Below are 11,400 nucleotides of genomic sequence, written 5' to 3' on the forward strand. Positions count from 1 at the left end.
GCATTTTAACGATTGCCTTGAAGGAAATTTCGCTCCTCGCTGCGCAAGGTCAGTTGTTTCCATGTGTGAGGATTTGTGGATGAGCGTTTCAACCGTTGCGCCGCCGCCGATCGCGATCGTGGTGCCGAGCTACGACACGACCAAGCAGCAGCAGGACGACCAGACCAAGACGAAGGACAACGACCCGACCTACAAGCCGCCGCCGCCCGCGCCGCTGCCGCCGGGTCAGGGCACGCGGATCGATCAGCTCGCCTGATCAGCCTTGCAGAGGATGAAACGCCCGATCCGGTCGATCGGGCTTTTCGCGTGTCCGGCCGCATCTTCGCCGGATAACCGGAGCAACATCGTGCGCGGTTGAGCCGGGATCAGCACATGATCGCAAAACTGCTGTTGCAGAACACGATCACCACCGTCGCAATGGGCGCGCTGCTGTTCGCGTCCGCCGGCACGCTGCATTGGCCGTCTGCCTGGGTATTCCTGCTCACCTGCGCCCTGCTCGGCCCGCTCTGCGGCTGGTGGCTTTATCGGGTTGATCCCGCACTGCTCGCCGAACGTCTGCGGCCGGTCCTGCAAAAGGGTCAGCCCGCCGCCGACAAAGCCTTCATGGCCGTCTTCGTCGTCGCGATGCTGGCCTGGCTGGCTGCGATGGGGCTCGACCGGCGCACTCAATCATCCGACATGCCGGTTGCGTCCCAGGTGCTCGGCCTTGTTCTGTTCCTGCTCTCGACGCTGTTCATCCTCTGGGTGTTCCGCGAGAACTCGTTTGCCGCACCCGTGGTGAAACTACAGGCCGAACGCGCACAGCGTGTGATCTCGACCGGGCCTTACGCGCATGTACGCCATCCCATGTACAGCGGCATGATCCTGTTCTTCGCGGGCGTGCCGTTGCTGCTGGGCTCGTGGTGGGGCCTCGTGATGGTGCCGGTCATCGTCGGCTTGTTTGCGATCCGCATCGGCATCGAAGAGCGCACGTTGCGCGAGGGCCTGCCGGGCTATTCCGACTACGTGACGCGCGTTCGCCATCGCCTGCTGCCCGGCGTGTGGTGAGCGTGCATCACTCCCTGTGCACTGCACGGAAAAGCGTCCCTCTCCTCCGATCGGCTGACGTCACCGGATGCGAACCTCGCTAGAGGAATGCACCCACGCAACGGGAGACGCGACGATGTTCTGCAAGCCCCCCTGCCCTGACGACCATGAGCTCGCTCACGTCCCCAATGATCCAGACGATCGCTCTGGCCCGGTGCGTTCGCAAACGCTCGGAAGCCACGACGCGTTCGGGCGATTGATCGCGCCCGAAACGGCCGGTCCGGAACGGGGGCTGCCGCCAGTCTCCCTCCGGACCGGCTAATTATCCAGCTCGCGATAGCGGCGGAAGATGCCCTGCTCGTTGAAGGGAATGCGGCGTTCGCTTTCGAGATACGCCTTGATGTTCGGCCGCGCCGCCACGCGATCGTGCAAGCCGACGAGGCCCGGGATATCACCCTCGAACGCCTTCATGCGCTTTGGGAACGCGTAGCGCAGCCCATCGACGATCTGGAACAGCGAGAGATCGACGTAGGTGAGCCTACGGCCGGTGACATAGGCGCCACCACTGCTCTCAAGGATCTGTTCGAAATAGCCGAGATATTTCGGCACGCGCTCCTTCCAGAAATCGGCCGTGCGTTTCTTCGCCGGCGGCTTCTGGTCCTCGTAATAGAGCGACGGCCCGAGCGGATGATGGGTGTCGTGAATTTCCAGTACGAAATCAGTGATCGTCAGCTGGAGCTGATGCACCCAGAGTTTTCCGGCTTCCGTCTTCGGCGCGAGCCCATGGCGGGCGCCGAGATAGAGCAGGATGTTTGCGGTCTGGCCGACGACGAGTTTTCCTGCTTTGAGGAACGGCGGCGCAAAGGGCGGCGTGCCCTGATGCGTGTCCATCATCTTCATCATCGCAGCCGTGCCGCGCGGACCGCGCGCCACGTCGACATAAGCCGCTTCCGCCTCCTCCAGCGCCAGCCGCACATATTCACCGCGGCCCTGGATCTCGGGCCAGTAATAGAGCTCGTATTTCATGGGATGGGTCCGTGAGCGTGGGGGCCCACCAATATAGCACGCGGCCCACGCTTCCGTCAGTGCAGGATGGAATCCGGTCGCGGCGGCTCGGGCCCTGGCGCTCCGAATGCCATGTCGATTAATTGCTTTCCGGGACCGGTGCGCCGGGCGAGCATGCACAATGGGCCGATCCGCAAGCGATCGTCCAGGGGAGGACGCGGGGAGTTTGTAGCGGGACCGTTCAGGGGCGGCATCCGCGATCACATCGGGGCTGCCGCCGGGCGCGGCGCGAGGGGAGATCGTCATGCACTGGAACAAAGTCCGCCCAATCGCGGCAATTGCCGGCTGTGCCGCGCTTTGCCTTGCCATCGGTTTGGACCGCGCCTCGGCCGCAGAACTGCTCAAAGCCCGGCTGGCGCAAAACCTCGGACCGATCTCCGGCCTTGCGATCGTCGCCAAGTCGAAGGGAATTTTCGAAAAGCACGGTCTGGACATCGCGGTCTCGAACTTCACGTCGGGCAAGCAGTGCCTGGACACCGTGATCGGGGGCGGCGCCGACATCGCGACGACAGCGGAGGCGCCGGTCACCGCGTCAGCCATGGCAAACCAGCCCATCGCCTTCGTCGCCGGCATGGAATATTCCGACCTCAAGACGCTCGTCGCAGCCAAGGCCGGCGTCAAGACCAAGGCGGATCTTCGCGGCAAGCGGATCGCATTCACCGCCGGCACCGGCAGCGAGGTTTACACGGCGACTCTCCTGAAATCGGCGGGTTTGACTCCAAAGGATGTCACCCTCGTCAATCTGCGGCCGCAGGAGATGCTGCCGGCATTTGCAGCCGGAAGCATCGACGCATTCGACACTTGGGAGCCCCACATCGCCAATGCGAAGAAGGCCCTGGGCGAAGCCGCCATCGAGATCGATACGAAGGGCACCTACTCCGAGACGTTCAACATTGTCGTCATGAGGTCCTACCTGGACGCCAACCCGGCGCTGGTTGAGAAGTTCATCGCCGCACTGATCGATGCCGAGGTCTGGATGAAGGCCCACCCGGATGAAGCCATCACCGCAGTGGCGGAGGCGGTCGGAATGAAGCGGGACGAACTCGCCCCGATCTGGGCCGACTACATTTACCGGGTGCGTCTCGACGACCGGCTGATCGAGATTCTCAAGACCCATTCCGCATGGCGTCTCGAGAGCGGCAACCATCCTCCGGGAGCGGTGATGCCCGACTTCAGCAAGGTCGTCGTCACCGAGCCGCTGAAAAAGGTGGACCCCGCACGCGTCACGCTTTCGTGGAAATAGGCCCCCGCATGGCCATGCAGGACGCCGCTTCGACGCGACGAGCGACTGCCATCCGCACCGATGGTCGCGCTCGGCGGCCGGATTTGGTTCGTCGTCGCCGTCTCAACGTTTTGGTCGGGGCGCTTTCGCTTCCCTTGTTCGTCGGCCTGTGGGAACTTGTCTCCCGTTCCGGGACCGTCAACATGGTGTTGTTTCCGCCGCCGACGGTGGTTGCCACGGCCGTCCTCGAGTGGATACGAAGCGGACAGTTCTTTGGCGATCTGCTGGCCAGCCTGTTTCGCGTCACCACGGGATTCATCGTGGGCGGCGCGCTCGGCATCCTGTTCGGTATTCTCACTGGCCAATTCCCCGTCATCTCGAGCCTGCTGTCCCCGCTATTCCACATCCTGCGGCCAATTCCGCCGATCGCCTTCGTGCCGATCGTCATCCTCTGGTTCGGCCTGTCGGAGGCGGGGAAATTGTTCCTCGTCGTATGGGGCGTGTTCTTCACGGTATGGCTCTCGACCCATATCGGCGTGCAGAAGGTCGACCGCGGCCTGATCCGGGCGGCATTGATGCTCGGCACGCCCCGACGGCAGATGCTCCAGGAAATCGTGCTGCTGGGCGCGCTCCCCTACATCGTGGTCGGGTTGCGCACCGCCGTCAGCATCTCCTTCTACACGCTTGTCGCGGCCGAACTGGCCGGCGCTTTCGCCGGCATTGTCTACAGGATCGAGATTGCGCAGCAGAATTTACAAACGGGCCAGGTCATGGGCGGGCTCGCAGCGCTCGGGTTGATGTCGTTCATTGCCGACCGGCTGTTTGCGGCTCTTGCCGAACGGCTTGTCTGGTGGCGCTGATGTCGGGACTTCGATCGAGCATGAAACTGGCTGCGACAAATTCGCCTGCCTCCGTCGAGGCGGCGCGGAAGCAACCGGCCATTCAAGTCTCGAACCTGAGCATCGTTTTCGACAGCAAGCGCGGACAGGTCATCGCGGTGGATCGCGTTTCCTTTGACGTCGCCCCTGGCGAGTTCGTTTGCATCGCCGGGCCCTCCGGCTGCGGCAAGTCGACGGTGCTCAATACGATCGCCGGACTGGAAGTGCCGTTTGAAGGCGACATCCTGGTCGAGGGCGCGCCTGTCTACAGTCCGCGCCCCGATGTCGGCATGGTGTTCCAGCAGCCGCATCTCTTCCCCTGGAAGTCCGTCCGCAGGAATATCGCCCACGGTCCCAGGATGCTCGGGAAGTCCAGGACGGAAGCGAATGCCATCGCCGACGATCTGATCGCGATGATCGGTCTCACGCGTTTCGCCGACGCTTATCCGAGCACGCTGTCCGGCGGCATGCAGCAGCGCGTGGCGATTGCGCGAGCGCTGGCTAATCAGCCCCGCGTGCTGCTGATGGACGAGCCCTTCGGGGCTCTCGACGCGCAGACCCGGGCGGTGATGCAGGACAATCTGCTGGCGCTGCGCGACCGGATCAAGGCGACAATCGTGTTCGTCACGCATGACATCGACGAAGCCATCGTGCTGGCCGACCGCGTTCTCATCATGAGCGCGGGACCGGGCCGCATCCTGCGCGAAGTCGCGGTCAAGCTGCCGCGCCCGCGGTCCAGTTCCGTCATGGTCGAGCCGGCTTATCTGTCCCTCAAGAAGGATTGTCTCGACGTCATCCGCGCAGAAGGGTTGCGGGCGTTCAATCAGTCCGACGCGAACTGATCGCCCGGAGCTCGCGGATCGTGAAGCGGACCGCAGCGGGCTGGCATGGTTCTTGAATAATCGATGCCGGGTCTCACATGCGGAGCCGGCGATGCACAGGGCGAACAGCGCGATAGCGGCAGGTGTGATGCTCGCGGAGTCGGACGATCTCGTCAGACCACTGCCCGGCTTGCTGGACGGTCTCAACCGGGCTGATTGCAATCGCTTGCGGGCGATCGGACGCGAGAAGGTCCTGGAAGCCGGCCAACTGATCTGGTCTCAGGGCGACGCACAGGCCGGGATCTACCTGATCAGCGAGGGGCGCATACGCAGCTACTATGCGGCGCCGTCGGGGCGCGAAGTCACGCTCGCCTACTGGTTTCCGGGCAACTTCGTCGGCGGGCCCGACATATTCGGAACGGGCCCGCACATGTGGACATCGGTTGCGGCCGAGCGCAGCCGGTTGACGTTCATGCCCGGACCGGCGTTGCGGCGACTCGCGCTGGACTCGCCGGCGATCGCCGTCGCTTTGCTGGATGCGCTGGCATTCAAGGCGCGATGCTATTCGGCAATGGCCCAGATGCTCGGGACGCGCTCGGTCACCGAGCGGCCGCATAGCCTGTTGATCTTCCTGTCGCACGTCTACGGCGTGAAGCGCGACGGTGAGATCGTCGTCGGCATGCCGTTTACCCACGGCGATCTCGCCAACCTCATCGGATCCACCCGCCAATGGGTGACGGTGCAACTCGCGCGGCTCCAGGAGGAAGGCGTGATCAGATACGACAGATCCGTGATTTCGATCCTGGATCTTTCGACGCTGGGGCGGGAGACGGAATAGTATCCGCCTTTCAGGTGCTGGACTTCAATTCGAACGCCGCTCCGTCTGCACCGGCCTCGAACCGCCGCGCCAGCCCGATCAGCGCGCGATCATGCCAGGCCGGCGCCAGCAGGGTCACGCCCATGGGCATGCCGTCCGGCAATGTCGCGTTCGGAATGGCCACGCCGCAGAGATCGAGCAGATTGGCAAAGTACGAGTAGTAGCCAAGGCGATTGTTGAGGGTGATCGGATCGCGATCCATCTCCTCCAGCGTGAACGGGCGCGGTGCGGTCGGGACCACCAGAGCATCGATGCCCGAAAAGATCGCCTCGGCGTCGCGGCGAAGCCGGTGCAGCCGGTGAATGGCAGCAAACGTGTCGATCGCCGAATAGCCGGCGGCCGTGCCCAGCACGGTCCTCGTGACATCAAGCAAGGAACCGGATTGGACGTCCATGAGCGATGCGATCGCCGCGTGCCGTTCCGCCACCCAGGGACCGCTGAACATCAGCTCCCCGGCTTGGCGGAACGGGGCGAAGTCCACCTCGATCGCCGTTCCTCCGAGATGAGCAAAACGCTCGCAGGCGCGCTCATAGAGTTCGCCGCATTCCGGCATGCCGAAGCATTCGAGATCTGCGGACGCAATGCGGCCGAACCGGAACGATGACGCCGCCCCGTCGGCGGGAAAAAAGGTTCTCGGCAGGCGGCTGTAGGGATCTTCGAAATCGAATCCTTCGATGATGTCGAGAATGGCCTCGCCATCGCTGACGCTATTGCAGAACACCGAAACGCAATCGATGGTCGGGCAATTCGGCACCAGCCCGCGTGATGACACCAGCCCAAGGGTCGGTTTGATTCCGACGATGTTGTTGAACCCGGCAGGTATGCGGCCGGATCCGCCGGTATCGGTGCCGAGCGCGAAGGCGACATGCCCGGCCGCCACGGCGACCGCGGACCCGGAACTGGAGCCGCCCGCAACATAGCGCGCATCGGCAACCGACGCGCAGGGGCCATGGGGCGAGCGCGCGCCGGACAGGCCTGTGGCGAACTGATCGAGATTGGTCTTTCCGAGACAGATTGCGCCGGCCGCGGTGAGGCGTTCGACGCTGTGCGCGGAATGCCAGGGCGTGTAGCTGAACGCCGGACATGCGGCAGTGGTCGGCATTCCCTCGACGTCGATATTGTCCTTCACGCCAAAGGGAATGCCGAGCAGCGGAAGGTTTTCGCCCGTCCTCGCGCGCGCCACCAGCCGATGGCATTCTTCGAGCGCCTCCTCCCGCGGGCGGAGATAGATCCAGCAATTGCGCTCGCGCTCGGCCTCGATGCGGTCATAGGCCGTTCCGATCGCCTCCAGCAGCAGGGACGAATTCCTGGCGATGGCGTCCTGGTTCGTCCTCAAGCGCGCGACAGACTGGCTCACCGAATATCTCCTTCTCCAACTGGCAGGAGCGAAATTGCGGGAGCTCTGCGCGGCCAACAAGCAATTAAGTGCTTCCCTCAAATGGCCGCCTGGACCGAAAACGTGCCGCTCAAACGAAAAGGGCGCCGTGCCGAAGCACGACGCCCTTGTCTTCAATCCGAGTGCGATCAGTTGGTCTGCTGGATCGCCGACAATTCCCAGGCACCGCCCGGACGCCGGGCAAAGGTCCAGACTTCGGTGGCCTCGCCCGGCTGCTCGCTGCCGGCGACGATTGCGCCGGTGTTGCGGTCGAGCGTCTTGTCGGTGAGCGCGAAGCGCAGTGCGACCGTCGCGTAGTCGGTCTCCCCTTCGCGCCAGGACTCCGCGAGGTCGCCCTGCAGCAGCTTCACGTTGCCGACCTTGTTGACGACGTTGCGCCCGCGGTTCTGGCCGAGATCCTGCTCGAAGTAAGAAACCATCTCCGGCGTCGCGAGCGTGTGCAGCTTGGCCACGTCCTCGTTCGACCAGGCAGCCTGGACCTCGCTGAGCAGACGCTCGAACGCTTCATAGTCGTCCGGCTTGATCTCGAGCGGCGCGTTGTTGGCGCCGAAGCCGAAGCCGCTGCCAAGTCCGCTGCCAAGACCGCCGCCGAGACCGCCGCCGAGTCCGCTGCGATAGTTCGTCTGCGGTCCCGGACCGGCACCGGCGTCAGCGTTGGCATAGGCCGCCTGCGGCGTGTGGCGGCGCTTCCACCACGACATCGCCAGCCGCGCCACGACCACCACGAGCACGATCTGGATGATCAGGCCCAGGATCGAGGACATGCCGCCGAGGCCGCCAAACAGGCCGCCGCCGAACAGCATGCCGAGCAGGCCGGCGCCGAGGAAGCCGGCCGCCAGGCCGCCCATGAAGCCGCCGGCGCGGCCGAACAGGCCGCCACGCGCGGGTGCAGCCGCGGCCGAATTCATGCCTGCACCCGGCTGGGTGTAGGTGCGGTTGAACTGCGAGGTCGAGCCCGGCGCGGTCGTGGTCGACGGCGGAGCCGAATAGGTGCGCGAGCCGCGCGAACCCGACGACATGCCGCCGCCGACGCGCGCGTCGGCAGACGAGATCGCCAGCGCAGTCGGCAGCGCAAGCGCCAGCACGACGGCGATCGTCTTGAAGAGGCTGCGGGAGCGTTGCGAGAACTTCATGTGCGTTTCCCAAATCCCCGGCATGGGGACGTGCTCCTAAGATGGGCAGACTTCCCGAAAAGTGAAGATGGTTTCGGAACTTAAGGCTGCGGCCCTCAGTCGCGGGGATGCGGCAAAACCCATGTTTGGCGAGGGTTTGGCTGGATACGCGGCGGAACCGCGGTCGCGGGTTACCGGCGGCATTCGCGGCTCTCCAGCCTCGTCCTGGACAAGCGAGCGCTGATCCAGGGACCATTACCCAGAGCAACGGTACCCCAGAGCAACGTTATTTTGCGCGGATGTTGGTCGGCATCTCCAGCAACAACAGGCTAGGGGTAATGGGTCCAGGCCTTCGCCAGGACGACATTGAGGACGTGTCGCCCTCACCCCGCCTTCGCCATCGTCTCCTTCACGGCCGCCACGAGCTGGCTGAGCGTGAACGGCTTCGGCAGGAAGTCGAACTGCTGGCCTTCGGGCAGGCTCTTCTCGAACGCGTCCTCGGCGTAGCCGGAGACGAAGATGAACTTGATGTCGGGATTCTGCTCGCGCATCGCCTTGAGCAGCGTCGGGCCGTCCATCTCCGGCATCACGACATCGGAGACGACGAGATCGATTCCGCCGCTCTGCTCTTCCAGCGCTTCCATCGCCTCGACACCGTTCTCGGCCTCGACCACGGTGTAGCCGCGCGAGCGCAGGCCGCGTGCGTTGAGCGCGCGCAGGCCTTCTTCGTCCTCGACCAGGAGGATGGTGCCCTGTCCGGTGAGATCGGTACGCGGCTTGGCCTCGGCCGCCGCAGCTTCGTTCGCGGCACCATTGGACGCGCCGACCGCTGCCGCCGGCTGCTCGACCTGCACCTCCGGCTCGGCATGATGGCGCGGCAGGAAGATGTGGAACGAGGTGCCCTGCCCCGGCTCGGAGTCCACGTAGATGAAGCCACCGGTCTGCTTGACGATGCCGTAGACGGTGGAGAGCCCGAGGCCCGTGCCCTTGCCGACTTCCTTGGTCGAGAAGAACGGCTCGAAGATCTTGTCGCGGATGTCGGCGGGGATGCCGGTGCCGGTGTCGGCGACATCGATCTTCACATAGTCCGCGGCCGGCATGCCTTTGTATGCGAGCTTGGCGGCTTCCTCCGCGGTGACGTTGGCGGTGCGGATGATCAGCTTGCCGCCGTCTGGCATGGCGTCGCGCGCGTTGACCGCGAGGTTGACGACGACCTGCTCGAACTGGGAGACGTCGACCTTGACCGGCCATAGATCGCGGCCGTGGATGGTCTCCTGCTTGACCTTCTCGCCGATCAGGCGCCGCAGCAGCATGGCAAGGTCGGACAGCGCGTCGCCGAGATCGAGCACCTGCGGCCGCAGCGTCTGCCGCCGCGAGAACGCCAGCAACTGCCGCACCAGGGTCGCGGCGCGCGTCGCGTTCTGCTTGATCTGCATGATGTCCTGGAACGACGGATCGGTCGGCTTGTGCGCGTTCAGCAGGAAGTCGTTCGCCATCATGATGGCGGAGAGCACGTTGTTGAAGTCGTGGGCGATGCCGCCGGCGAGCTGGCCGACCGTTTCCATCTTCTGTGACTGGTTGATCTGGTTCTCCAGCGCGCGCCGCTCGGTGGTCTCGAGCATGTGCACGATGGCGGCTTCCGCGTCGTTCTCGGCCGCGTCCACCGGCGTGACGAAGAACTGGCCCCAGCGCTCCTTGGTTCCTTCGAGCGCCACTTCGACCGGCGCGACGTCGCCATGGCCCTCCGCGGCCTGGTTAATGGCCGCGATCAAAAGATGCCGGTCGCGCGCATTGACCGCGCGGAAGATCGACTTGCTGGCGCTGTCGAGCCCCAGCGCCTGCCCGAGCTTGGCGTAGCGGGCATTGGAGCGCACGACGTTGCCGCCGCGATCGACCGTCGCGATCGCCATCGGCGTATGGTCGAAGAAGCGCATGAAGCGCACTTCGGCGGCGCGGTCGGGATCGCTGCGCTCGTCGCGGGCACGGCTGATCACCAGCGTGCGCGACGGCCCCGGCGCACCGTCGGCCCCGAAGGCGAGCTTGTGATAGAGCCGCACCGGCATGGTCTTGCCGGTGCGCATGCGCAGGTCGATGTCGAAGACTTCCGTCTTCACCTCGCCGGGCACCGCCACGATCGCGGTGAGCAGCGAAGCGCCGTCGCCGGAGACGATGTCGGTGAGCTTCAGTCCGCCCGAGCCGATCTCGGCGAGGTCGTAGTCGAGCCAGTTCGCCAGCGTCGCGTTGACATAAGCGAGCTCGCCGGCCGGATTGACCGAGAAGAAACCGCAAGGCGCGTGATCCAGATATTCGATCGCGTGCTGGAGCTCCTGGAACACGTCCTCCTGGCGTTCGCGGTCGCGCGTGATGTCGGCGATCGACCACACCGCGTATTTCGTCTCGCGCTTGCCGGTGCCGAGCGGGCGTACCCGCATGCGCAGCCAGCGGCCCTGGCTGCCGTCCTGGCCGGAGATGCGCACCTCTTCCTGCTGCCGCTTGCCTTCACGCGCGGCCTTCAGCAGGCGGAACACGGCTTCGGAGACGTCGGGGTTGCCGATGAAGACGCGCTCCACGGGACGCACGTCCTGCGCGCCGGTGGCGCCCGTCAGCGTCAGATAGGCCGCGTTGGAATAGACCACATGGCCGCGCGGATCGGTCACGGCCAGCCCGTCGAATCCATGATCGGCGATACGGCCCACGACCGGATCGTCGAGATTGCGGTCGGCGAAGCGGATGATACCGGCGGCAAAGGCGAACAGGTTGAACAGGCCGACCATCGCCAGCACGGCGAGGATGCCGAGAATATAGGGCTGCGCCTGCGCGCGCCCGAGCGTCATCAGCCCGACCGCAACGGCGACAAGGCCGGCGGCCACCAGCAACACCAGCGCAATGCTGCCCGAGCGCGGCGCCGGCTCGTGCGCCGCAACGGGCTCTCGCGTGAGGTCGTGGTCGGTCTCGGCAGTCATTTCAAGCTGGCGCAGCCTGTTGGCAGAGAATCAACGCACC

At 64.9% G+C, this 11,400-nt stretch carries 10 protein-coding genes; 6 read left to right on the forward strand and 4 right to left on the reverse strand.

Annotated elements, in window-relative coordinates:
- Window positions 1–79: 79 nt before the first annotated feature.
- Both IVB31_RS23735 and IVB31_RS23740 read left to right on the forward strand, forming a co-directional pair.
- Window positions 80–256 (forward strand): hypothetical protein, encoded by a 177-nt coding sequence (locus IVB31_RS23735; RefSeq protein ID WP_247328367.1) that lies wholly within the window; start codon window positions 80–82, stop codon window positions 254–256.
- A gap of 116 nt (window positions 257–372) precedes the next feature.
- A complete protein-coding gene (locus tag IVB31_RS23740; protein WP_247328369.1) occupies window positions 373–1,047 on the forward strand; it encodes an isoprenylcysteine carboxylmethyltransferase family protein in 675 nt (224 codons plus the stop codon).
- Window positions 1,048–1,344: 297 nt separating this feature from the next.
- Here IVB31_RS23740 and IVB31_RS23745 read toward each other — a convergent pair whose 3' ends face one another.
- Window positions 1,345–2,052: a glutathione S-transferase gene (locus IVB31_RS23745; protein WP_247328372.1), complete on the reverse strand. Its 708-nt coding sequence runs from the start codon at window positions 2,050–2,052 to the stop codon at window positions 1,345–1,347.
- 283 nt (window positions 2,053–2,335) lie between these two features.
- Here IVB31_RS23745 and IVB31_RS23750 point away from each other — a divergent pair, with 283 nt between their 5' ends.
- The 4 genes from IVB31_RS23750 to IVB31_RS23765 all read left to right on the forward strand — a co-directional run bounded on the left by IVB31_RS23750 (window position 2,336) and on the right by IVB31_RS23765 (window position 5,850).
- Window positions 2,336–3,334, forward strand: a complete 999-nt coding sequence (locus tag IVB31_RS23750) for an NrtA/SsuA/CpmA family ABC transporter substrate-binding protein (RefSeq protein WP_247328375.1) — start codon at window positions 2,336–2,338, stop codon at window positions 3,332–3,334.
- A gap of 182 nt (window positions 3,335–3,516) precedes the next feature.
- Window positions 3,517–4,173: an ABC transporter permease gene (locus tag IVB31_RS23755; protein WP_247328378.1), complete on the forward strand. Its 657-nt coding sequence runs from the start codon at window positions 3,517–3,519 to the stop codon at window positions 4,171–4,173.
- Window positions 4,174–4,193: 20 nt separating this feature from the next.
- The gene (locus IVB31_RS23760; RefSeq protein WP_247328462.1) at window positions 4,194–5,033 is read left to right on the forward strand and encodes an ABC transporter ATP-binding protein; all 840 of its coding nucleotides are present in this window, start codon (window positions 4,194–4,196) and stop codon (window positions 5,031–5,033) included.
- A gap of 91 nt (window positions 5,034–5,124) precedes the next feature.
- The gene (locus IVB31_RS23765) at window positions 5,125–5,850 is read left to right on the forward strand and encodes a Crp/Fnr family transcriptional regulator (RefSeq protein WP_247328380.1); all 726 of its coding nucleotides are present in this window, start codon (window positions 5,125–5,127) and stop codon (window positions 5,848–5,850) included.
- Window positions 5,851–5,860: 10 nt separating this feature from the next.
- On the opposite strand, the gene atzF is transcribed toward IVB31_RS23765, so the two are convergent.
- The 3 genes from atzF to IVB31_RS23780 form a co-directional block, all read right to left on the reverse strand.
- Window positions 5,861–7,402: an allophanate hydrolase gene (gene atzF / locus IVB31_RS23770; protein WP_247328383.1), complete on the reverse strand. Its 1,542-nt coding sequence runs from the start codon at window positions 7,400–7,402 to the stop codon at window positions 5,861–5,863.
- Window positions 7,403–7,413: 11 nt separating this feature from the next.
- Window positions 7,414–8,442, reverse strand: a complete 1,029-nt coding sequence (locus tag IVB31_RS23775) for a Tim44-like domain-containing protein (protein WP_247328385.1) — start codon at window positions 8,440–8,442, stop codon at window positions 7,414–7,416.
- 338 nt (window positions 8,443–8,780) lie between these two features.
- On the reverse strand, window positions 8,781–11,360 hold the full coding sequence (locus tag IVB31_RS23780) for a PAS domain-containing protein (RefSeq protein WP_247328387.1): 2,580 nt from the start codon (window positions 11,358–11,360) through the stop codon (window positions 8,781–8,783).
- Window positions 11,361–11,400 lie beyond the last annotated feature (40 nt).

Source organism: Bradyrhizobium sp. 21 (genome assembly GCF_023073335.1).
GTDB lineage: Bacteria > Pseudomonadota > Alphaproteobacteria > Rhizobiales > Xanthobacteraceae > Bradyrhizobium.

Excerpts from the sequence above, each read along its gene's own strand:
- IVB31_RS23740 (WP_247328369.1), top strand. The coding sequence starts at position 373 with ATGATCGCAAAACTGCTGTTGCAGAACACGATCACCACCGTCGCAATG.
- IVB31_RS23735 (WP_247328367.1), top strand. The coding sequence starts at position 80 with ATGAGCGTTTCAACCGTTGCGCCGCCGCCGATCGCGATCGTGGTGCCG.
- IVB31_RS23755 (WP_247328378.1), top strand. The coding sequence starts at position 3,517 with ATGGTGTTGTTTCCGCCGCCGACGGTGGTTGCCACGGCCGTCCTCGAG.
- IVB31_RS23750 (WP_247328375.1), top strand. The coding sequence starts at position 2,336 with ATGCACTGGAACAAAGTCCGCCCAATCGCGGCAATTGCCGGCTGTGCC.
- IVB31_RS23760 (WP_247328462.1), top strand. The coding sequence starts at position 4,194 with ATGAAACTGGCTGCGACAAATTCGCCTGCCTCCGTCGAGGCGGCGCGG.
- IVB31_RS23765 (WP_247328380.1), top strand. The coding sequence starts at position 5,125 with ATGCACAGGGCGAACAGCGCGATAGCGGCAGGTGTGATGCTCGCGGAG.
- IVB31_RS23780 (WP_247328387.1), bottom strand. The coding sequence starts at position 11,360 with ATGACTGCCGAGACCGACCACGACCTCACGCGAGAGCCCGTTGCGGCG.
- IVB31_RS23775 (WP_247328385.1), bottom strand. The coding sequence starts at position 8,442 with ATGCCGGGGATTTGGGAAACGCACATGAAGTTCTCGCAACGCTCCCGC.
- IVB31_RS23745 (WP_247328372.1), bottom strand. The coding sequence starts at position 2,052 with ATGAAATACGAGCTCTATTACTGGCCCGAGATCCAGGGCCGCGGTGAA.